This is a genomic window from Hydrogenophaga palleronii NBRC 102513 (genome assembly GCF_001571225.1).
Classification (GTDB): Bacteria; Pseudomonadota; Gammaproteobacteria; order Burkholderiales; family Burkholderiaceae_C; genus Hydrogenophaga; species Hydrogenophaga palleronii.
In genome coordinates this window covers 172,271-193,044 of sequence record NZ_BCTJ01000003.1, presented here as the reverse complement: position 1 = coordinate 193,044, position 20,774 = coordinate 172,271, and the positions used below count along the sequence as shown (strand labels likewise).

Annotated in this window: 19 protein-coding genes and 1 pseudogene; 12 read left to right on the top strand and 8 right to left on the bottom strand. The window is 67.1% G+C overall.

The features are described 5' to 3' along the window. From HPA01S_RS04440 to HPA01S_RS04420, 5 genes are read right to left on the bottom strand one after another with little or no spacing between them, the layout of a single operon-like run. A complete protein-coding gene (locus HPA01S_RS04440) occupies positions 1-207 on the bottom strand; it encodes a DUF4089 domain-containing protein (protein WP_066267164.1) in 207 nt (68 codons plus the stop codon). Next, positions 208-1,131, bottom strand: coding sequence for an ABC transporter permease (locus HPA01S_RS04435; protein ID WP_066267162.1), 924 nt, complete (start codon positions 1,129-1,131; stop codon positions 208-210). Continuing rightward, positions 1,128-2,210, bottom strand: a complete 1,083-nt coding sequence (locus HPA01S_RS04430) for an ABC transporter permease (protein ID WP_066267160.1) — start codon at positions 2,208-2,210, stop codon at positions 1,128-1,130. The genes HPA01S_RS04435 and HPA01S_RS04430 overlap by 4 nt, the downstream gene beginning before the upstream one ends. After that, positions 2,207-3,802 (bottom strand): ABC transporter ATP-binding protein, encoded by a 1,596-nt coding sequence (locus tag HPA01S_RS04425; RefSeq protein ID WP_084360456.1) that lies wholly within the window; start codon positions 3,800-3,802, stop codon positions 2,207-2,209. The genes HPA01S_RS04430 and HPA01S_RS04425 overlap by 4 nt, the downstream gene beginning before the upstream one ends. A gap of 6 nt (positions 3,803-3,808) precedes the next feature. Then, a complete protein-coding gene (locus HPA01S_RS04420; protein ID WP_066267159.1) occupies positions 3,809-4,801 on the bottom strand; it encodes a BMP family protein in 993 nt (330 codons plus the stop codon). Between the two features lie 177 nt (positions 4,802-4,978). On the opposite strand from HPA01S_RS04420, the gene HPA01S_RS04415 reads away from it, so the two are divergent. The 12 genes and pseudogenes from HPA01S_RS04415 (at position 4,979) to HPA01S_RS04360 (ending at position 18,031) form a co-directional block, all read left to right on the top strand. Continuing rightward, positions 4,979-5,779 carry a cysteine hydrolase family protein gene (locus tag HPA01S_RS04415; protein ID WP_084360455.1) on the top strand — a complete coding sequence of 267 codons (801 nt, stop codon included), beginning with the start codon at positions 4,979-4,981 and terminating at the stop codon, positions 5,777-5,779. Beyond that, positions 5,776-6,963: an amidase gene (locus HPA01S_RS04410; protein ID WP_066267157.1), complete on the top strand. Its 1,188-nt coding sequence runs from the start codon at positions 5,776-5,778 to the stop codon at positions 6,961-6,963. Before HPA01S_RS04415 ends, HPA01S_RS04410 begins: the two co-directional genes overlap by 4 nt. A gap of 53 nt (positions 6,964-7,016) precedes the next feature. Continuing rightward, positions 7,017-7,646, top strand: a complete 630-nt coding sequence (locus tag HPA01S_RS04405) for a TetR/AcrR family transcriptional regulator (RefSeq protein ID WP_066267154.1) — start codon at positions 7,017-7,019, stop codon at positions 7,644-7,646. 51 nt (positions 7,647-7,697) lie between these two features. Further along, positions 7,698-8,855, top strand: a complete 1,158-nt coding sequence (locus HPA01S_RS04400; RefSeq protein ID WP_066267151.1) for a glycosyltransferase — start codon at positions 7,698-7,700, stop codon at positions 8,853-8,855. A gap of 116 nt (positions 8,856-8,971) precedes the next feature. Continuing rightward, positions 8,972-9,661, top strand: coding sequence for a TetR/AcrR family transcriptional regulator (locus HPA01S_RS04395; protein ID WP_245638567.1), 690 nt, complete (start codon positions 8,972-8,974; stop codon positions 9,659-9,661). Then, entirely contained in the window at positions 9,658-10,569 is a 912-nt protein-coding gene (locus HPA01S_RS04390; protein WP_066267148.1) for an SDR family oxidoreductase, read from the top strand. The genes HPA01S_RS04395 and HPA01S_RS04390 overlap by 4 nt, the downstream gene beginning before the upstream one ends. After that, complete coding sequence (locus HPA01S_RS04385) at positions 10,562-12,175, top strand: acyl-CoA carboxylase subunit beta (RefSeq protein WP_066267147.1); 1,614 nt, start codon at positions 10,562-10,564, stop codon at positions 12,173-12,175. Before HPA01S_RS04390 ends, HPA01S_RS04385 begins: the two co-directional genes overlap by 8 nt. A gap of 127 nt (positions 12,176-12,302) precedes the next feature. After that, positions 12,303-13,475, top strand: a complete 1,173-nt coding sequence (locus tag HPA01S_RS04380; protein ID WP_066267145.1) for an acyl-CoA dehydrogenase family protein — start codon at positions 12,303-12,305, stop codon at positions 13,473-13,475. Between the two features lie 124 nt (positions 13,476-13,599). Next, on the top strand, positions 13,600-14,394 hold the full coding sequence (locus HPA01S_RS04375) for an enoyl-CoA hydratase/isomerase family protein (RefSeq protein WP_066267142.1): 795 nt from the start codon (positions 13,600-13,602) through the stop codon (positions 14,392-14,394). Further along, positions 14,391-16,352: an ATP-binding protein gene (locus HPA01S_RS04370; RefSeq protein ID WP_066267141.1), complete on the top strand. Its 1,962-nt coding sequence runs from the start codon at positions 14,391-14,393 to the stop codon at positions 16,350-16,352. Before HPA01S_RS04375 ends, HPA01S_RS04370 begins: the two co-directional genes overlap by 4 nt. Before the next feature lie 23 nt (positions 16,353-16,375). Continuing rightward, positions 16,376-17,528 (top strand): annotated as a pseudogene (locus tag HPA01S_RS04365) (acyl-CoA dehydrogenase family protein). Continuing rightward, on the top strand, positions 17,525-18,031 hold the full coding sequence (locus HPA01S_RS04360) for a thioesterase family protein (RefSeq protein WP_066267136.1): 507 nt from the start codon (positions 17,525-17,527) through the stop codon (positions 18,029-18,031). Before HPA01S_RS04365 ends, HPA01S_RS04360 begins: the two are co-directional and overlap by 4 nt. A 43-nt stretch (positions 18,032-18,074) precedes the next feature. Here HPA01S_RS04360 and HPA01S_RS04355 read toward each other — a convergent pair whose 3' ends face one another. From HPA01S_RS04355 to HPA01S_RS04350, 3 genes are all read right to left on the bottom strand, one after another. Then, a complete protein-coding gene (locus HPA01S_RS04355) occupies positions 18,075-18,893 on the bottom strand; it encodes an endonuclease (RefSeq protein WP_066267131.1) in 819 nt (272 codons plus the stop codon). 3 nt (positions 18,894-18,896) lie between these two features. Further along, positions 18,897-20,174: a DNA cytosine methyltransferase gene (locus tag HPA01S_RS22565; RefSeq protein ID WP_084360454.1), complete on the bottom strand. Its 1,278-nt coding sequence runs from the start codon at positions 20,172-20,174 to the stop codon at positions 18,897-18,899. A 103-nt stretch (positions 20,175-20,277) separates the two neighbouring features. After that, positions 20,278-20,745, bottom strand: a complete 468-nt coding sequence (locus HPA01S_RS04350) for a DUF2784 domain-containing protein (protein WP_157084896.1) — start codon at positions 20,743-20,745, stop codon at positions 20,278-20,280. Positions 20,746-20,774 lie beyond the last annotated feature (29 nt).

Sequence of the window (20,774 nt, the reverse complement as noted above, 5' to 3'; positions counted from 1 at the left end):
TCAGTCGGGAGCCTGGATGAAAGGGGCGGGGCGGTAGATCTCGGCGGGCTCGTCTTCGTCGTGCAGCGGAAAGGCGTCGAGCAACGCGGCCATGGCAGCGGTGCGCTGCAGGTGCGTGGCCACGCGTTCGGCCTGCGCCGCGTCCAGCGGGATGCCGACCATGCGTGCGTTGGCGGTCACGCAGTTCAGTACGTCTTGTGCTTGCATTCAATGGCCTTTGTAGGGTTGGGTGAGCGCGGCCGGGGCGATCTGCCGGCCGACGAGTCCGCCGACCGCGAGCAGGGCGAGCACGTAGGGCAGCATGATCAGCAGCGCATTGGGAATGTGCACGCCCATGGCGGGCAACTGGAACTGCAGGGCGGTGGCGGCGCCGAACAGCACACAGGCCAGCAGCATCCGGCCCAGCCGCCAGTTGCCGAAGATCACCGCCGCAATGGCCAGGTAGCCAGCGCCGCTGGTCATGCCCTCGGTGAAGGTGTGGATGTCGCCAATGGACAGGAAGCAGCCCGCCAGGGCCGACATGAAGCCCGTGAACAGCACCGCTCCATAGCGGATGCGGTTCACCGCCAGGCCCGAGTTCGCGGCCGCCTGCGGTGCCGTTCCGGCGGCGTGCACGGTCAGGCCCAGCGAGGTGGATCGCATGACCCAGGCCACGACCACGATCAGCACCAGCGCGGCATAGAGCAGCCAGGTCTGGTGGAACACGTGCTCGCCCACCACCGGCAGGTCGGCCAGACCGGGCGGCGCCCACTTGTCCAGGCCGGGAATCTCGGCGCGCGAACGGCTGCCGAACAGTGCGCGGTAGCCGAGCGTGGTGGCGCCGAGCACCAGGATGTTGATGCCGATGCCGGTGACGATCTGGTTGGCGCGCAACGTGATGCTGAGGAAGGCCTGCAGCCAGGCCACGGGCAGCACGCACAGCACGCCCAGCGCGAGGCCCATCACCGGCGAGCCCGTGGCCCAGGAACCCACGGCGCCCGCGAAGGCACCGGTGAGCATCATCCCTTCCACGCTCATGTTGAGCACGCCGGCGCGTTCGCTCACCAGCTCGCCGGTGGCGGCGAGCAGCAGCGGCGCCGCCAGGCGGATGGTGGAGCCGACGAAGACGGCGGCGAGTTCGGGTTCGATCATGCGGAGCGCCCTTCCATGCGTTGAATGGTCAGCGCGGCACCGGCCAGCGTGACGATGATCAGGCCCTGGATCACCACGACCAATGCGGTGGGCACCTGCGCCACCATCTCCATGTTGATGCCGCCCGAGCGCAGGAAGCCGAACAGCAACGAGCCCGCGATCACGCCGGTGACGGAGCCGCGCGCCAGCAGGCCCACCACAAGCCCGTCGAAGCCGTAGCCCGACGAGAACCCGGCCTTGAGCGTGTACTGCTCACCCTGCAGCATGCAGGCACCGGCCAGCCCGCCCAGCGCGCCTGCGGCGCACAGCACACCGATGCTGAGGCGGTCGATCGCCATGCCGGCGCGCCGCGCCGCGCGCGGGTTGAGCCCGGCGGCGCGCAGCTTGAGGCCCAGCACGGTCAGGCCGAGCACGGCGGCGACCACCACGGCCAGCACCAGCCCGATGGGCAGGCCGGCGTGCAGTGGCACCGAGGCGTCACCCAGCAGCAGCGGCAACTGCGTGGCGGCGGGGATTTCCAGCGACTCCGGCAGCGTGGCCGAGGTGGTCATCGGCCGGCGCAGCAGGTTCTCGGACTGCACGCTGCCGTAGACCATCCAGATTGCGATGAACGACAGCAGCAGCGTGGCGATCACCTCGTTCGTGCCGGCCTTGACCTTGAGCACGCCGGCGATGCCGCCCCAGAAGGCACCCGCCAGGCAGGCTCCGAGCATCGGCACGATGAAGGCCAGACCGAAAGGCAGCGAGGCCACGGGCGGCCAGAGGCACAGCGCGGTGGCGGCGATGCCACCCACGGCGATCTGGCCTTCGCCACCCACGTTGGTGAGGCTGGCGCGTTCGGCGAGCACGAAGCCCAGACCCACCAGCATGAGCACCAGCGCGCGGTTGATCGAGGCGGCCAGCGCGTAGGGCGACCCCCAGGCGCCGTCGGCGAAGGCCGCAATGGCTTCGCTCACGGGCACGCCCATCAGCGCCACCATGGCCGTGCCCACGGCCAGCGAACCGGCCACCGCGGCGAGTGACACCCACAGCGCGGGACCGGGCTGCAGGTTTTTCCAAGACAGCGGCAAAGCGCTCATGCTGTGTGCTCCTGTTGACCGGCCATCCAGGCACCGATGCGTTGGCGTTCGTTGTGATCGGCCCGGCAGATGCCCATGATCCGGCCGCGGTACAGCACGACCACGCGGTGTGCCACGGACAGCAGTTCATCGAGCTCGGACGAGATCAGCAGCACGCCGACGCCTCGCGCGGCGGCCGAACGGATGTGGTTGTAGATGGCTTCGACCGCGCCCACGTCCAGGCCGCGCGTGGGCTGTGCGGCGAGCAGGAAACGCAAGGGGTCGAGGGTGAGTTCGCGCGCCAGCACGGCCTTCTGCTGGTTGCCTCCGGAGAGGCCGCCGAAGGCCACGTCGGGGCTGGCGGCGCGCACGTCGAAACGGGTCATGAGTGCCTGCGCGGCCGACTTCATCGCGGCACGGTCCAGCAGGCCGAAGCGGCGGAAGTGGTGCAGGCGGTCGAGCATGATGTTCTCCGCCACGCTCATGCCCGTGACGCAGGCCAGCGCATGCCGGTCTTCCGGCACCACGCCGCAGCCCGCCTGCGTGAGCACGCGGGGTGGGCGGCCCGTCATCTCGTTGCCGTCGAGAAAGAAGCGCCCTTCGGTGGGCGCGAGCATGCCCGAGAGCACCGCGCCCAGCTCGCTCTGGCCGTTGCCCTCCACGCCGGCCACCGCGACGATCTCGCCGGGCGCCACCATCAAGGTGAACTTGTCCAGGCGCAGCACGCCATCCGCATCGCGCACGGAGAGGCCGTCGGCCATGAGGGCCGGCTCGGGGACGGCGCTGCCCGCTTCCACGGGGGCCATCGGCACCGGCATGGCAGGCGCGGCTGCCGCGGGTTCTGCCAGGTCGCGCTGGATCATGGCGCGCACCAGCAGGTCGATCTCCTGCGTGGGTGCTTCGGAGCGTGCTGCCACACGACCACCGCGCAACACGGTGGCGCGCCGGGCCACCTGGCGGATCTCGGCCAGCTTGTGTGTCACCAGCATCACGCCGCAGCCTTGTGCCGCAACGCGCTCGCACACCGCGAGCAGGGCCGATATTTCCTCGGGCAGCAACACGGCGGTGGGCTCGTCCAGCACCAGCAGGCGGGGCTCGCGGATCAGGCATTTGACGATCTCCACGCGCTGGCGCTCGCCCACCGAGAGGTCCTGGATGAGCGCCCAGGGATCGAGTGCCAGGCCGTAGCGCTCGCGCATGGTGTCGAGCTTGGCGGCCCAGCGTTTGCGGTCGAGCACGCCACTGGCCTGGCCAAGCAGCAGGTTGTCGACCACGCTGAGGTCGGGCACCAGGCTGAAGTGCTGGTGCACCATGGCGATGCCGTGCGACAGCGCCTCGGCGGGCGAGCGTGGCCGCCAGGGCTGGCCGTTGAACACCATGGCGCCGGTGTCGGGCGCATGCACGCCGAAGACCAGGTTGCACAGCGTGGACTTGCCCGCGCCGTTTTCACCCAGCAGGCAATGCACCTCGCCCGGCCAGAGCTCGAGCGAGACGTCCTGCAGCGCCTGCAGCGTGCCGAAGCGCCTGGACAGTCCTTCGATGCGCAGCAGGGGCGCATCGTGAGGTGCCCCCATGCCGCCTGCACCGGCCACCAGATCTGGCTTGTCGCGCATCGGGGTTCAGCCTTCCAGCACCTTGATCTTGCCGCTGAGGATGTCCTTCTTGATGTCCTCGAGCTTCTTCGTCACCTCGGGCGAGGCACCGCAGACCACCATGTCGGAGGCTTGTGCGCCCATGGCCAGGCCGAAAGGCTTGTAGCCGGCTTTCCAACTGCCCTTCACGGTTTCGTCGATGGCGTACTGCACCTGGTAGCCCACGCCGGTGATGCTGTAGGCCGGGTACAGGGCGTCGGTGCCACAGCGGTTGGTGTAGCTGCCCACCACCTTGGTGCTCTTTTCCTTCGCCGCCTGCTCCATGCCGCGCAGGCCCAGGTTCAGGATGTGGTAGTGCACGTCGGCACCCTGCGCGATGGCGGCCAGCGTGGCTTCCTTGGACTTCGCCACGTTGTCGAAGTCACCGGTGTAGTTCTCGAAGTACTTGATCTTCGGGTTGATGAACTTCGCGCCGTTGCCGAATTCCTTGCCGGCGTTCACGATGGACGGAATCTCCATGCCACCCACATAACTCACCGCGCCATTCTTCGACAACATGGCCGCTGCCGCACCGGCCAGGAACGCGACCTCGGCCTGCTTCACGTCGTAGCCCGCCACGTTGGGCAGCTCCTCGCCCTTGTTGCCGCCGACGATGGAGAACTTGATGTTGGGGAAACGCTTGGCGATCTTCATCACCGCGGCCTGGGTCTGGCCGCCGACGCCGATCACCAGCTTGTTCTTGCTGGCCAGGTTGGTCAGGGCCTGCTCCATGTCGGCGTAGTTGATGTTCTCGATCATCTGCACCTTGATCTTGTCGCCATGCGCCTTCTGTGCGGCCACGAGGCCGTCGTAGCCGGATTCCATCCAGCCCTTGTCGGACTTGGAGCCCGGGATCAGGATGCCCACCGCCAACGGATCGGCGGCCTGGGCCAGCGGTGCCAGCACGCCCGCCGACAGCAGCAGCGCCGCGGTGATGCTGGAGAGTGCCAGGGTGCGGCGGGAAGGGATTCTGGATTTCATGGCATGCCTTTCGCTAGTGAGTGGGTGGAAAGTAAATAACTGATTACTTACCGACTTGTCTTGCAATAACAGTGCCAGTCAAAAATCCGCTTACATGCCCCAAGGGGGTGCGCCAATCACGGGTTCGCACCAGCCTGAGGCGATGCGGGTGAACGGCTGCACGCAACTGGAGCTTTCATGAAACGCCACCCTTACCTGCCCGATGCACGTCCGCAAGGCGCCCTTGGCCTGGGCCACCACTACTACTGGGTGGCGCGGCCCGACGAGGTGGACATGGCCACGCCGCCACCCGCGCCCGTGCGTGCCCGCATCGACGCCGCGCCGCAGAACGTGGTGCTGGACTTGCGGCGCACGGCTATCGTGGTGATCGACATGCAGAACGACTTCTGCGCTGAAGGCGGCTGGGTGGATTCGCTCGGCTTCGACCACACCGCCGACCGCGCACCGATCGCGCCGCTGCAGAAGCTGCTGCCTTCGCTGCGCCACGCGGGTGTGCCGGTGATCTGGGTCAACTGGGGCAACCGGCCCGACCTCGCCAACATGCCGCCCAACCAGATCCACCTGTACGACAACGGCGGCAAGGACATCGGCCTGGGCCACCCGCTGCCCAATGGCAAGGGCAATGTGCTGGAGAAGGATTCGTGGGCCGCGGCCGTCGTCGATGAGCTCGCCCCCTTGCCCGGCGACATCCAGGTGGACAAGTACCGCATCAGCGGCTTCTGGGACACGCCTCTGGACAGCATCCTGAAGAACCTCGGCATCAAGAGCATCCTGTTCGCGGGTTGCAACACCGACCAGTGCGTTCTGCACACCCTGACCGATGCCAACTTCCTGGGCTACGGCTGCGTGATGCTGGAAGACTGCTGCGCCACCAGCTCGCCCGCGTTCTGTGCCGAAGCCACGGTGTGGAACGTCAAGAAGTGCTTCGGCTTCGTCACCGGATCGCAGCAGGTGCTCGACGCGCTGCCCGCTGCATGACCGTGCCGGCGTGCTCATCGGGTGCCTTCGTGCCCGGCCCGGTGTGTGAACGCGGCCCCACCGGCAGCGGCGCGCTCGGCGGCGTGCGCCTGGCGGTGAAGGACCTGATCGATGTGCAGGGCGCGGCCACCGGCGCGGGCAACCCGGACTGGGCCGCCAGCCACCCGGCGGCCGCAACGGCCGATGCCGCTTGTGTGGCGGCCTTGCGCGCGGCCGGCGCGCGCGTGGTGGGAAAGACCATCACCGACGAACTCGCCTTCAGCCTCGAAGGCGAGAACGCCTTCCACGGCACACCGCGCCATCCCGTGCAGGCAGACCGCCTGCCCGGTGGCTCCTCCAGCGGCTCGGTGGTGGCCGTGGCCTGGGGCGAGGCCGACGTGGCGCTGGGCACCGACACCGGTGGCTCGGTGCGTGTGCCGGCTTCGTTCTGCGGCGTGGCTGCCATGCGTCCCACCCATGGCCGCGTGCCGTTGGCCGGTGTGCTGCCGTTCGCGCCGAGTTACGACACCGTGGGCTGGTTCGCACGCGACGCGGCCTTGTTGCGCAGCGCAGGCCACGCGCTGCTGGGCCGCACGGCGGCAAGCGGCCGTTCGCCGCTGCGCCTGTGCATTGCCGAAGACGCCGTTGCCCTGGCAGACGCGCCGGTGCGCGAAGCCCTGCACGGCTGGGCGCAACGGGCCGGCATCCATGAAACCCGCCAGGCCTTCACGGGCGAATGGGCCACCTGGGCGCAGGCCTATGCCGAGTTGCAAGGCCACGAGATCGCGGCGCAGCTGGGCCCCTGGATCCGGCAGACGCGCCCCACGTTCGGTGCGGCCATCGCGCCGCGCTTTCAGCAGGCGCTCGCACTCGACACCGCGCAGCGGCCACGCTGGCAGGCCTGGCGCGTGCAGGCGGCGCAGCGGCTGGTGCAGCAGCTGGGTGCCGACGAAGCCTGGCTGGTGCCCGCGGCGCCCTGCGTGGCCCTCCAGAAGAGCGCCGATGCCGACGAGCGCGCGTTTTTCTACAGCCGCGCGCTGGCCCTCGGTTCTCTCGCGGGCCACGCGGGCCTGCCCCAGGTGGTGCTGCCGCTGGCCAGTGCACAAGGGCTGCCGGTCGGCATATCCTTCATCGCGGCGCCCGGGCAGGACGAACGCCTGCTCGACCTCGCCATGGCATTCTCTGAAAACGGGAGAACCTCTTGACACGTGCTTCACCAGCCCCCCGACCCGCGCCCGTTCCCGAGGCCGATCCTGAGATGGAAACGCCCGCGCGCCGCGACCCCGCGCGCACACGCGCCCGGTTGCTGGACGCCGCCGTGGACGAGTTCGCCGACCACGGTTTCAGCGGTGCCCGCACCGACCGCATCGCGCGCCAGGCGGGCACCAACATCCGCATGCTCTACCACTACTTCGGCAGCAAGGACGACCTCTACGTCGCCGTGCTCGAAGCCGTGCTGGCCGACCTGCGCCACGACGAACTGCAGCACGACATCGGCACCCTGTCGCCGCTGGAAGGCCTGCTGTGCATCTTCGACTTTGTGGAAAGCCACTTCGCCGCGCACCCGCGCCTGCGCAAGCTGCTCGCCTTCGAGAACCTCAACGAGGCGCGCCATCTGGCGTGCTCGGCGCGCATTCCGGAAATGGCTTCGCCGGTGCTCAGCCGCATCCGCAAGCTGCTGGCGCTCGGCGCCGCCAGCGGCGAGGTGCGCGCGGGTGTCGATGCCCTGCACCTCTACGTGGTCATGGTGAGCCTGTCGTACTACGGCCGCGCCCACGCCTTCACCCTCTCGCGCATCTTCCACAAAGACCTGCTGAAGCCCGCGTGGCAGAAGGCCCACCTGAACATGGCCCGGCAGATGATGGCGGCCTACCTGGCGCCGCAGTGACAGCACCCCGACTGCCACACGTCTGACACACGGCGCCGATCCAATCGGGCCATGCGCACGGTTGACCTGATCTACTTCAATGCCGGTGGTGGACACCGCGCCTCGGCCCTGGCGCTGCAGGCGGTGCTGCGCGAGCAAGCGTCGCCCTGGAACGCGCGCCTGGTCAACCTGTTCGAGGTGATCGACCCCAAGGCCAAGTTCCTGCAGATGACCGGCAGCGCGCCGGAAGACTGGTACAACCGCCGCCTCGCGCGTGGTTGGACGGTGGGCATGGCGCAGGAGCTCAAGCTGCTGCAGGGCCTGATCCGGCTCGCCCACCCCATGCTGGTGCGCCAGCTGCAGCAGCACTGGCTGCGCACCGAACCCGACATGGTGGTCTCGCTGGTGCCCAACTTCAACCGCGCCATGTACCAGGGCCTGGCCTCGGCCCTGCCGGGTGTGCCCTACGCCACGGTGCTGACCGACCTGGCCGATGTGCCACCGCATTTCTGGATCGAGCCCGGCCAGCCGCAGCACTTCATCTGCGGCACGCCGCGCGCGGTGGGCCAGGCCTGGGCCATGGGCCACCCGCCCGAACGTGTGCACGCCACCTCGGGCATGATCATCCGGCCCGACTTTTACCAACCGGTGCGCCAGGACCGCGAGGCCGAACTGCGCCGCCTCGGGCTCGACCCGGCGCGCCCCACCGGCATCGTGATGTTCGGCGGCCACGGCTCCAAGGCCATGCTCGGCATCGCCGAACGCCTGGCCGACAGCACGCAGCTCATTCTGGTGTGCGGCCACAACCGGCGCCTGGCCGCCCAGTTGCTGGCCATGCCGCGTGGCGCGCCGCGCCTGGTGGTGGGTTTCAGCAACGAGGTGTCGCGCTACATGCAGCTGGCCGATTTCTTCATCGGCAAGCCCGGGCCGGGCAGCGTGAGCGAAGCGGTGCAGCAGGGCCTGCCGGTGATCGTGGTGGACAACGCCTGGACCATGCCGCAGGAGCGCTACAACGCGCAGTGGGTGCGCGAGAACGGCCTGGGCGTGGTGGCGCCGAGCTTTCGCCGCATCGACCGCGCGGTGGCCCTGCTGCTGGCCAACCTGGAGAGCCACCGCACCCATGTGCGCGGCATGGACAACCGCGCCCTGTTCGAGATTCCGCAACTGCTCGACCGCATCCTGGCGCAGTCGCAGAGCGTGCCGCAGGCCGACGCGCTGCCGTCGTTCTAGCGCCGCGCGCCGCGCCGGGCCGGTGCCGCCCCGCTGTCCAGCGGGTGACAGGCATCAGGGTATTTATGGAAAGCACTTGCTTGTTGAAAATTCAGGCGGCTGCTATCGTGCCTTGCATGAGCCTGGCCGACACCGAACTTTCCACCGCCCCGCCGCAGGCCTCGCGCCGCCCGCGTGGCCGCCCCCGCAAGACCGCCGACGAACGCGACGACGGCAACCGCCGCCAGGAGCTGATCACCGGCGCCGCGCGCCTGTTCCGCCAGCAGGGCTTTGCCGCCACCACCACGCGCGACATCGCCGCCGCCGTCGGCATGCGCTCGGGTTCACCCTTCTACCACTTCGAAAGCAAGGAGGCGCTGCTGGCCGCGGTGATGCTCGAAGGCATGCAGGGCGCGCTGCAGCGCCAGCAGGCCGCGCTGGCGCGGCTGGCGCCGGGCGTGACGCAGCGCGAACGCCTGCGCGCGCTGGTGCGCAACCACTTCGATGTGCTGCTCGGGCCCGACAGCGACTTCATCCCCGTGATGCTGTACGAATGGCGCTCGCTCAGCACCGCGCAGCGCAGCGACGTGAACCGCCTGAAAGACCGCTACGAGGCCGAGTGGGTGCCGGTGTTCGAGGCCCTGCACGCCAGCGGTGAACTGGGTGGCCAGCCGGTGCTGGCGCGGCTGATGATCTTCGGCGCGCTCAACTGGTCGGCCCAGTGGTACCTGCCCCCCTCGGGCCGCAGCGCCAGGACACGCGCGCGCGCCACGCTCGACGAACTCACCGAATCCGCCTTGGCCTTGTTTCTGAAGGAGCCGGCATGAGCCACAACCACCACGACGCACCGCGTTACCGCTCTGCCTTCGCCCCCGACCTGCTGCACGGCCGGGTGGTGGTGGTCACGGGCGGGGGCTCGGGCATCGGCCGCTGCACCGCGCACGAACTGGCCAGCCTCGGAGCCCATGTGGTGCTGATCGGGCGCAACCTGCAGAAGCTGCAGGACACGGCCGGTGAAATCGTGGCCGACGGCGGCCGCGTGAGCTTCCACCCCTGCGACATCCGGCAGGAAGACACGGTGCGCAGCGTGGTCACCGCCATCGTGGTGGCGCACGGCCGCATCGACGGCCTGGTGAACAACGCCGGCGGCCAGTACATCACGCCGCTGGAACAGATCAGCGCCAAGGGCTGGCAGGCGGTGCTCGACACCAACCTCACCGGCGGCTTCCTGTTCGCGCGCGAGTGTTACCTGCAGAGCATGCAGGCGCAGGGCGGCGCCATCGTCAACATCGTGGCCGACATGTGGGGCTCCATGCCCGGCATGGGCCACAGCGGTGCGGCACGCGCCGGCATGGTGAGCTTCACCGAAACCGCGGCGATGGAATGGGCCATGAGCGGTGTGCGCGTGAACGCGGTGGCGCCGGGCTACATCGCCTCGCACGGCATGGACCACTACCCGCCCGAGGCCGGCCCCATGTTGCGCGAGATGCGCGCAACGGTGCCCGCCGGGCGCTTCGGCAACGAGGCCGAAACCTCGGCTGCCATCGTCTTCCTGCTCTCGCCCGCCGCCAGCTTCATCAGCGGCACGGTGCTGCGCGTGGACGGCGCGCGGCCGCAAGTGCGCATGGGCTGGGGCCAGGTGGCCGCGCCCAGGGAGGCCCAGGGCCGCGATGCGGTCAAGCCGTTTGACGGTTTCCACCGCTACGTCGTACCAAAGGTGTTCCAGGATGTTTGAGTCGTCGTTCAACCCCCAGAGCGCCTTGGCCCTGCAGCGGCGCGAGGCCATGCTGGCGCGTGTGGCGCAGCTGCGCGCACTCGAAGAACGCAGCGCCCAGACATCGGCGAAGTCCAGGCCGGTGTTCGACAAACGCGGCCAGCTGCTGCCGCGCGAACGCGTGGCCCTGCTGCTCGATCCCGGTGCGCCCTATGTGCCGCTGTGCTCGCTGGCCGGGTACCTGCAAGACCACAAGGACCCGGCCCGCTCCGTGCCCGGTGGCGGCATGGTGGCCGGCATGGGCTTCATCGGCGGTGTGCGCTGCATGGTGGTGGCGAGCGATTCCGGCATCGAGGCCGGCGCGATCCAGGCACGTGGGCTGGAGAAGATCCTGCGCGTGCAGGAGATCGCGCTGGAGAACAAACTGCCCTTCGTGCACCTGGTGGAGAGCGCGGGCGCCAACCTCACGCAGTACCGGGTGGAAGGTTTCGTGCTCGGCGGCTCCCTGTTCCGCAACCTGGCGCGGCTGTCGGCGGCGGGCATTCCGGTGATCACCGTGCAGCACGGCTCGGGCACGGCCGGTGGTGCCTACATGCCGGGCCTGAGCGACATCGTCATCATGGTGCGTGGCCGCTCGCGCGCCTTTCTGGCCGGGCCGCCGCTGCTGATGGCGGCCACGGGCGAGGTGGCGACGGAAGAAGAACTGGGCGGCGCAGAAATGCACACCGGCCTCTCCGGTCTGGGTGAACACCTGGCCGAAGACGACCGCCAGGCGCTGGGCATCGCGCGCGACGTGGTGCGGCGCACCGGCTGGCAAACCGCTGCCTCTGCGGCGGCGCTGGCCGCAGCGGCACCGCGCTTCGAGCGCGACGAACTGCTGGCCCTGATGCCGGCCCACCATCGCGAGCCGGTGGACATGCGCGAGGTGATGGCGCGCATCGTCGATGGCTCCGAGCTGCTGGAGTTCAAGGCGCTGTATGGCGCGGCCACGCTGTGCGTGCAGGTGCACATTGGCGGCCATGCGGTGGGGATCATCAGCAACAACGGCCCGATCGACGTGGCCGGCGCCAACAAGGCCACGCACTTCATCCACTGGATGTGCCAGCTCGGCCACCCCATCGTTTACCTGCAGAACACCACCGGCTACATGGTGGGCAAGGACAGCGAGCAGGGCGGCATGATCAAACACGGCAGCAAGATGATCCAGGCCGTGACCAACGCCAGCGTGCCGCAGATCACCATCCAGTGCGGCGCCTCGTTTGGTGCCGGCAACTACGGCATGTGCGGGCGTGGTTATGCGCCGCGTTTCCTGTTCAGCTGGCCGCAGGCGAAGACGGCGGTGATGGGCGGCGAGCAGGCCGCACGCACCATGCAGATCGTGGCCGAGGCCGGCATGGCGCGCAAGGGCATCACGCCCGACCCGGCGCAGATGCAGGCGCAGTTCGACCAGATCGTCAACGTGTTCGAGAGCCAGGCCGACGCCTTCTACACCAGCGGCCTGGTGCTCGACGATGGCGTGATCGACCCGCGCGACACGCGCGCGGTCTTGTCCTTCTGCCTCGACACCTGCGCCGAGGCGGCCACACGCACGCCGCGGCGCATGCAGTTCGGAGTGGCCCGCATGTAGGGTGACCCGTTCGGCTCCACCCTGTTCACCCGGACTGTGTGAAAGGGTTTGTCAAGCGGTTGGCGAGGGTTTCGACCAGCGCAGCCCGCTCAGAAGAGTTTTTGGATTCAACGACCAGGAGACAAACATGCAGTTCACACACGAGCACCGGGAAATTCAGAAGACGCTCAAACGGTATATCGACGAACACATCAACCCGCACGTGGACGAGTGGGAGGTGGCCGAGATGATGCCCGCGCATGACATCTTCAAGGGCCTGGGCGATCTCGGCCTGCTCGGCCTCACCAAGCCCGAGGCCTACGGCGGCGCGGGGCTCGACTATTCCTACGGCATGGCCATGGCCGAGACGCTGGGCCACATCCACTGCGGCGGTGTGCCCATGGCCATTGGCGTGCAGACGGACATGGCCACGCCCGCACTGGCGCGGTTTGGCAGCGAAGAACTGAAACGCGATTTCCTCGCGCCCGCCATCGCCGGTGACACGGTGGGTTGCATCGGCGTGAGCGAGCCGGGTGCGGGCAGCGACGTGTCGGCCATCAAGAGCGTGGCGCGCAAGGACGGTGACGACTACGTCATCAGCGGCCAGAAGATGTGGATCACCAACAGCCTGCAGGCCGACTGGATGTGCATGCTGGTCAACACCAGCGACGGCCCGGCGCACAAGAACAAGAGCCTGGTGATGGTGCCGATGCGCGAGAACGGCAAGCTCGTCAAAGGCATCGAGGTGGCGCAGAAGATCAGGAAGATCGGCATGCACAGCAGCGACACCGGCCTGATCTATTTCGACGAAGTGCGCGTGCCGCAGCGGTACCTGATCGGCCAGGAAGGCGCCGGCTTCATCTACCAGATGCAGCAGTTCCAGGAAGAGCGCCTGTGGTGCGCCGCGAGCACGCTGCAAAGCCTCTCCAACTGCATCGAATGGACGGTGGAGTGGGCGCAGGAGCGCAAGCTTTTCGGCGCCAGCCTGGCCGACCAGCAGTGGGTGCAGTTCAAGCTGGCCGAACTGAAAACCGAGGTGGAGAGCCTGCGCGCACTGACCTACCTGGCGGTGGAGCGCTACGTGGCCGGCGAAGACGTGACCGAGTGGGCCACCATGGCCAAGCTGAAGGCCGGGCGCCTGAACCGCGTGGTGCCCGACACCTGCCTGCAGTTCTGGGGCGGCATGGGATTCACCTGGGAGAACAAGGTGTCGCGCATGTACCGCGACGGCCGCCTGGCCTCCATCGGCGGTGGTGCCGATGAGGTGATGCTCGGCATCCTGAGCAAGATCATGGGCATTGCCAAGAGGCCGGTGAAATAGAACCCTCCAGCGCCGCTGCGCGGCTTTCCCCTCCCCGATGGGGGACGGCGGCCGCGGCCGGCGGAGCCGGACCGGCGCCGCCCCTCGACGATCACATTGAACGCACAGAGAGGAACTTGAACCGATGAGCACTTTTCTGACCGAACGCGCGGGCGCGGTGGAGCGCTGGACCCTCAACGACCCCACCACGCGCAACGCCCTGAGCGACGCCATGGTGCTCGGCCTGTACGAGGCCTGCCTGCGCGCGCAGCAGGACGAGACCCTGCGTGTGGTCATCCTCACCGGCGCGCCGGGTGCCTTCAGTGCCGGCGGCAGCCTGGGCCGTTTCGCCAGCGCCATCGGCCAGCCGCTGCAAGCTGGCGAGGACGATCCGCTGATCGCGCTCAACCGCGTGTTCGGTGACACGCTGCACGCACTCTGTGCGTTGCCGCAACTGCTGGTGGCCGCGGTGGACGGTCCGGCCATGGGTGGCGGCTTTGGCCTGCTGTGCTGCGCCGACCACGTGATCGCCACCGAAAGCTCCAGCTTCGCCACGCCCGAGGTGACGCTGGGCCTGCCACCGGCGCAGATCGCGCCCTTCGTCTGGCAACGCCTGGGCGACGCCGCCGCGCGCCAGTGCCTGCTGCAAGGCCGCAGCTACAACGCCGAGGGCGCACGCACCCTGGGGCTGGTGGACGAGGTGGTGGCCGATGGCGCGCTCGACACCGCGCTGCGCCAGCGCGTGTTGCAGATGTGCCGCGCCGCACCGGCCGCGGTGGCCAGCACCAAACGCCTGTTGCAGCGCCTGCGCACCGATGTGCCCGACCTGCGCAGCGAAGCCGCCATCGCATTCGCCAGCGCACTGCGCAGCCCCGAAGCGGCTGGTGGCCTGGTCGCGTTCGCCAAGAAACAACCTGCGCCCTGGGCCGACACACCATGAAGCGACTGCTGATTGCCAATCGCGGGGAGATTGCCCGAAGAATCATCCGCACCGCCCACGCCATGGGCATCGAAACCGTGGCCGTGTATTCGGAACCCGACGCCCAGGCGCTGCACGTGCGCGAAGCCACCAGCGCCTATGCGCTCGGCGGCGCGTCCTCTGCCGATTCGTACTTGCGGGTCGACCGCCTGCTCGACGCCGCCGTGGCCACCAACGCCGACGCGGTGCACCCCGGCTACGGTTTCCTGAGCGAAAACGCCGACTTCGCGCAGGCCGTGATCGACGCCGGCCTGGTCTGGGTTGGCCCGCCACCTGCGGCCATCCGCGCGCTGGGCAGCAAGTCGGCCGCCAAGGCCCTGGCCATCGCGCACGGCGTTCCCTGCCTGCCGGGTTACTTCGGCGACGACCAGCGCGATCAGACCTTTGTGGCCGAAGCGCAGCGCATCGGTTTTCCGCTCATGGTGAAAGCCGTGGCCGGTGGCGGTGGCCGCGGCATGCGCCTGGTGCACGAGGCCGCCCAGCTGCTGCCCGCGCTGGCCAGCGCGCGCTCCGAAGCGCTGGCCGGTTTTGCCAATGGCGACCTGCTGATCGAACGCGCCCTGCTGCGCCCGCGCCATGTGGAGGTGCAGGTGTTTGCCGACGCGCTGGGCCACTGCGTGCACCTGGGCGAGCGCGACTGTTCGGTGCAGCGCCGGCACCAGAAGATCATCGAAGAAGCACCCAGCCCGGCGGTGTCGCCCGCGCTGCGCGCCGAGCTCGGCCGCTGCGCCGTGGCGCTGGCACAAGCGGCGGGCTACGTGGGCGTGGGCACGGTCGAGTTCCTGCTTGAAGGCAATGCGTTCTTCCTGATGGAGATGAACACCCGCCTGCAGGTGGAACACCCGGTGACCGAAGCCCTGACCGGCCTCGACCTCGTGGCGTGGCAACTGCGCGTGGCGCGCGGCGAAGCACTGCCGCTGGCGCAAGAAGCCATCACTTTCAACGGCCACGCCATCGAAGTGCGCCTGTGCGCCGAGGACGACCAACACACGCCGCACACCGGGCGCGTGCTGCGCTTCGACGAACCACCCGCCGTGCCCGGCCAGCGCTTCGACCACGCACTGGAGACCGGCAGCGAGATCACGCCGCACTACGACGCCATGCTGGGCAAGCTCATCGTGCACGCGCCCACGCGCCGCGAAGCGATCGACCGCCTGGCCCACGCGCTGGACCAGACGCGCGTGCTCGGCCTGCCCACCAACCGTGGCTTTCTGGCCGCCTGTTTGCGCCACCCGGTGTTCCATGAAGGCGGCGCGCTGATCGCCTTCCTGGCCGACGAGGGCGACGCGGTGCGCAGCATGCTGCAACCACCACCTGACGCGGTGCTGGCCGCCATCCTCGCGGCCGCCTTCCCCGCACAGGCGCCGTCCGCCAGCGCCGCCGCAGCGCTGCCGTGCCCGTTCGCGCGTCCGCTGCGCTGGGCGCACGGCGACGATACGCAACCGCCGCTGGAGATTTCGGTGCTGGAAGCTGGGCCGGGCGGTGCGCTGCGCGTGTCGTGGGGCGAGCGTTGCGTGGCCGCCCGCGTGCAGGCCGCCGGCCGCGACGGCATCGTGCGCGTGGTGGTGGACGGCGTCACCTGGCCGGTGGCTCTGGCCGCGCTCGATGGCCCTGGCCGCTGGCAGGCGCAGGCGGGTGCACACACCCTGGCGCTGACCGACCTCAGCCTGGCGCCGCGCGAACGCGCCGGTGGCGGTGCCGCCGCGCGCGAACTGCGCGCGCCCTTCAACGGCAAGCTGATCGCCGTGCACGTGGCGCCCGGCGACCACGTCACCCGGGGCAGCCCCTTGCTGGTGATCGAATCCATGAAGCTCGAACACACCCTGGCCGCCCCGCGCGACGCCACCGTCGACAGCGTGTCGGTGGTCGTGGGCCAGCAGCTGGCGCCCGGCCAGTTGCTCATTGGCTTTGCCGCGTGACCTGAACACCCCTGAATGGCGCCATGAACCCCAGTCCTGATCACGCCTTTACCGCCGAAGACCGCAGCGCCCTGGTGGACACCGTGCAGCGCTTCGCCACCCAGGCCATTGCGCCGAACGTGGCCGCCTGGGAAGACGCAGGCGAACTGCCGCGCTCACTGCACCGCCAGGCCGCCGACATCGGGCTGCTCGGCCTCGGTTACCCCGAACACCTGGGCGGCACGCCCGCGCCCTGGAGCACGCGCAACGCCATGTCGCGCACGCTGGCGCGCTATGGTGGCAGCGGCGGCGTGATGGCCAGCCTGTTCACCCACAACATCGGCCTGCCGCCCGTGCTGGCACACGGCACGCCCGAGCTGCAGCAGGAGGTGGTGCCGCCGGTGCTGCGCGGCGAGCAGATCGCCGCGCTCGGCATCACCGAAGCCGGCGGCGGCTCCGACGTGGCTGCGCTGCGCACCACCGCGCGGCTGGATGGTGATCACTACGTCATCGACGGCGAAAAAATCTTCATCACCTCCGGCATGCGCTGCGACTGGATCACGCTGGCCGTGCGCACCGGGCGCTGGCGGCATCTCGATGATCGCCGTGCCCTGCCACACGCCCGGCCTCTCGCGCACCGCGCTGAGCAAGATGGGCTGGCTGTGCTCGGACACCGCGCAACTGCGCTTCGACGGCGTGCGCGTGCCCGTGCGCTACCGCCTGGGCGCGGAGGGCGCGGGCTTTCGCATGATCATGGGCAACTTCAACGGCGAGCGCCTGGCCCTGTCTGCCATGGCACTCGGCTTTGCCGAGGCCTGCTACGACGAAGCCCTGGCCTGGGCGCGGCAACGCAACACCTTCGGCGCCGCGCTGATCGAACGCCAGGTGATCCGCCACAAACTCATGGACATGCAGATGCGCATCCAGTCCACCCAGGCCTGGCTGGAAGCGCTGGGCGCGCGCGTGGACGCGGGCGACGAAGGCACCGACTGGGTGGCCAACGTCTGCCTGCTCAAGAACCACGCCACCCAGGCCATGCAGTTCTGCGCCGACGCCGCGGTGCAGATCCTCGGCGGCATGGGCTACATGCGCGGCACCGTGAGCGAGCGCGTGTACCGCGAAGTGAAGGTGATGATGATCGGCGGCGGTGCTGAAGAAATCATGAAAGAACTCGCCGCCCGGCAATGGAACCTATGAGCAGCAAACACGCCACATCCAATACCCACCCCGCCGCCACCCCGGTGGTCTTCGAGCCCGAGTTCATCGTGCAGCTCAAAGACCTGTTTGAAGAGAAGATCGTCTTCAACAAAGTGCTGGGCCTGAAGATCCAGGACATCACCCCCGAGCGCGTGACCGGACGCATCCAGATGAAGCCCGAACTCATCGGCCACTACCAGCACGGCCGCGTGCACGGCGGCGTGGTCAGTGCCTGCCTCGACGCCCTGGGCGGCCTCGCCTGCATCGCCGCCATCGGCGCACGCCACTTGAACGAAGAGCCGCTGCAGCGCCTGCAACGCTTCAGCAAACTCGGCACCATCGACCTGCGCATCGACTACCTGCGCCCCTGCGTGGGCGTGCATTTCGACATGCACGCCGAAGTGCTGCGCCTGGGCTCCCGCGTGGCCAACACACGCATGGAGTTTCGGGGGGCGGATGGGAAGTTGCTTTGTGCGGGGGCTGGGGCTTATATCGTGTCTTGAAACTTGAAGGTAATGCTTGAGTTCACAGCCGAGTTCGAGATAGCTATTTCGCTGCGTAGGTTCGCAGATCCTCTGCACTTATCGAGTTCGCTGGAACGAGTTGATAGTGACGCTCGTCCACGACAAAAATTTGTTCCTGTTGCAGCGTCAGTTCGAACATGACGATATGCCCCTCTTGCGTGAACTGCGCCGAAATAGCGCGGCATTTCAAGTTGGGGAAACGTTGAGCGCACCAAAGGATGTCTTGCTCAGTCTGCGTGACCCCGTGGCGATCACTACCGCCCTTTGCTTGGACGGGGATGATGTACTGGCCGCCATTTCGATCAACTCCGACGTATACCTCATCAATTTCAATCTGACCAATATCTTTGACAGTCGTGCGTAGATGGCTTTGCAAAGAGTAAGTTGTCACGCCGAGGAAGATGTCGATGAGCCTGTTGTAACGAACCTTAGCTAGCAGTGCTTGCTCATCAGTCATGGCGTACGCCACGATGATTTCGGGCGTCGCATCTGGAATTTTGACTTTCACCAACTCCTCTCGGGGGCTGATGCGCACCTTACGAATCTGCTTGAACCGGTACATCGCTTGTCCGGCGCCTCTGATAATCCATTCATAGCCTGCCTTGGCTGTGCTTGTGATTTCTTCCGGCAGATCTACGCGGTAGCGAAACGTGTAAGGGAGGTCTCCGACATTCTTTATAAGCGGCAGCTTTAGGAAAGTTGCCGCTTCGTTGATTTCCTCTCGGTTGAAATCGAAGCCGGTGGAGCCCGCTCTGTAATGCGTCTTAAAAATGTGAGCAATGATGAGCTTGTAGCGGTGGGCCGATCCGCGGGCAGGACTTGTCGAGATGTCTGTGGTCATGTCTTAGGCATGTTGAGCTTGAGACTCGGCTGTCTCTTCTGCTGTCAGGATTTCACGTGCGCGCGAGCGTTGAGCAATGGTGTTCCGTGGAACTTCAAAGTGCCGCGCCGCCTGTCCCATATCGAACTGCAGCAGCTCGGCGAGGCCGGGCTGCAATTTCTCCTGAGGCTTGCTCGGTTTAAGCCCGAGAGCCTTGAGCACTTCAGCTGCAACAGCTCTTCCGAGTAGCGGAGGAACGCTGTTTCCGATTTGACGAAACCCGTGCCATTTGGTCGAGTGAAATCGGAACCAATCTGGAAAAGAATGGAGTCTTGCTGCTTCGCGAACGGTGATCACCCGAGGCGCTGTCGGGTGAATTGGGCGTGGAGATGTAAATGCACCTCTTGCGCTGTCAGTGCCCGCTCGCAGCGTGTTGCACAACCCATCACTTGGCAACTTTCTGAACCTGCTAATGGGCTCAGTTTCCCCTGGCAGAGTTGCTCGGAACCGCTGCTTCGAGACTTGAGTATGTTCTGTGCGCAGGCTCGATGACAAGAGGTCTCGATCAAACTCGCGTCGATACCCGAAGTCCAACGGGTCTCTCTCTAGATCGCGAAGTCGGCGGCCATAAATTGACAGCGTCTCCCACTTGACGGAAACAGAGTCGCTGACCTTAAGCGTTTTGAATTTGTCGGCATCGGGCAGGTCTCCGATAGCGTCAGCGACCGTGACCGTTTGATTGAGGGGCTTGGGATATGTGGGCAACGTGAGACCACGTCTAGCACCCATCAAAAACAGCCGCTTCCGGTCTTGAGGGACCCCGTAGGACGACGCATTTAGAACTTGGTACGGCGTGAGTACGTCGTACCCGGCGTCGGCTAGTGCATCTATTAGTTCGTGTAGAAATTTCGAATGAAGGCCAAGCGTAAGGCCCTTCACATTTTCGAAAACGAAGTACTTGGGCTGTAGCTCCCTTATCAGCCGAACGTAGTGAAACACTAGCTGATTTCTTTCGTCATCTAGTGCGCGTTTGCCGATTAAAGAAAAGCCTTGACATGGTGCTCCGCCGAAGACCACATCAATGTCTGTAGAGCCCAGACCAGCTAGCCTGCGTAGATCTGTCCCCGTTAGGTTGACAACGCTTGCACAAATCGTCTTCGTTAGCGGAAAATTTCGTTCGTGAATCGCACAATGTATGGGGTCGATTTCAACTGCTGCCACAACGTCGAACCCGGCTTGCTCGAATCCAAGTGAAAGGCCGCCTGCGCCCGCGAACAGGTCTACTCCGATGGGTCGATTCATTTGGTGCGCGTGATAAAGATGAACATGTGACGTGGGTATCTTACAAGTGCCGAGTCGGGCTGTCGATCGATATTTTGACGAGCCCTTGAGTCGACGCCTCTTCTCACAGGTCCACTTTTTTTATGCGAGAGACAGCTGTTGTCTTGGTTGGCTTTCCACTGCGGATTGATCCCGGCCTCACCCACCACCAACCCACCCCCACCAACGCCGCAAACCCGGTATACCCCGCCACAAACACCCACCAAGGCGCGTCCCAATACAGCAGCCTTGAAAGCCAGTGTTCGATGAAGCTCTCGCGGTAGCTGCCCTGGCCGGCCATCTGCCTCAGGTTCTGCTCCCACACGGTGAGGGGGCACAGCTGGCCCAGCCAGGTCTGGACCACGATGAACACCATCAAGCCCAGATGCGTGAGGCGCAGGCCGCGGTGGCGCACCCAGCGCCAGCCGAGTGCGCCGCCCAGCAGCACCAGCGGCAGCAGGCCCACCACGAAGAGCACGACGCCCACGTGCAGCGCGAGCAGGGCGTCGGCCAGCAGGGCGGCGGTGGTGGGGCTGAGTGGTGTGTTGATCACCGCCCCATGGTAGTCATCGCGCTGTCGTC

Coding starts and splice junctions, on each gene's coding strand:
- HPA01S_RS04440 (WP_066267164.1), bottom strand. CDS start 207: ATGCAAGCACAAGACGTACTGAACTGCGTGACCGCCAACGCACGCATG.
- HPA01S_RS04435 (WP_066267162.1), bottom strand. CDS start 1,131: ATGATCGAACCCGAACTCGCCGCCGTCTTCGTCGGCTCCACCATCCGC.
- HPA01S_RS04430 (WP_066267160.1), bottom strand. CDS start 2,210: ATGAGCGCTTTGCCGCTGTCTTGGAAAAACCTGCAGCCCGGTCCCGCG.
- HPA01S_RS04425 (WP_084360456.1), bottom strand. CDS start 3,802: ATGCGCGACAAGCCAGATCTGGTGGCCGGTGCAGGCGGCATGGGGGCA.
- HPA01S_RS04420 (WP_066267159.1), bottom strand. CDS start 4,801: ATGAAATCCAGAATCCCTTCCCGCCGCACCCTGGCACTCTCCAGCATC.
- HPA01S_RS04415 (WP_084360455.1), top strand. CDS start 4,979: ATGAAACGCCACCCTTACCTGCCCGATGCACGTCCGCAAGGCGCCCTT.
- HPA01S_RS04410 (WP_066267157.1), top strand. CDS start 5,776: ATGACCGTGCCGGCGTGCTCATCGGGTGCCTTCGTGCCCGGCCCGGTG.
- HPA01S_RS04405 (WP_066267154.1), top strand. CDS start 7,017: ATGGAAACGCCCGCGCGCCGCGACCCCGCGCGCACACGCGCCCGGTTG.
- HPA01S_RS04400 (WP_066267151.1), top strand. CDS start 7,698: ATGCGCACGGTTGACCTGATCTACTTCAATGCCGGTGGTGGACACCGC.
- HPA01S_RS04395 (WP_245638567.1), top strand. CDS start 8,972: ATGAGCCTGGCCGACACCGAACTTTCCACCGCCCCGCCGCAGGCCTCG.
- HPA01S_RS04390 (WP_066267148.1), top strand. CDS start 9,658: ATGAGCCACAACCACCACGACGCACCGCGTTACCGCTCTGCCTTCGCC.
- HPA01S_RS04385 (WP_066267147.1), top strand. CDS start 10,562: ATGTTTGAGTCGTCGTTCAACCCCCAGAGCGCCTTGGCCCTGCAGCGG.
- HPA01S_RS04380 (WP_066267145.1), top strand. CDS start 12,303: ATGCAGTTCACACACGAGCACCGGGAAATTCAGAAGACGCTCAAACGG.
- HPA01S_RS04375 (WP_066267142.1), top strand. CDS start 13,600: ATGAGCACTTTTCTGACCGAACGCGCGGGCGCGGTGGAGCGCTGGACC.
- HPA01S_RS04370 (WP_066267141.1), top strand. CDS start 14,391: ATGAAGCGACTGCTGATTGCCAATCGCGGGGAGATTGCCCGAAGAATC.
- HPA01S_RS04360 (WP_066267136.1), top strand. CDS start 17,525: ATGAGCAGCAAACACGCCACATCCAATACCCACCCCGCCGCCACCCCG.
- HPA01S_RS04355 (WP_066267131.1), bottom strand. CDS start 18,893: ATGACCACAGACATCTCGACAAGTCCTGCCCGCGGATCGGCCCACCGC.
- HPA01S_RS22565 (WP_084360454.1), bottom strand. CDS start 20,174: ATGAATCGACCCATCGGAGTAGACCTGTTCGCGGGCGCAGGCGGCCTT.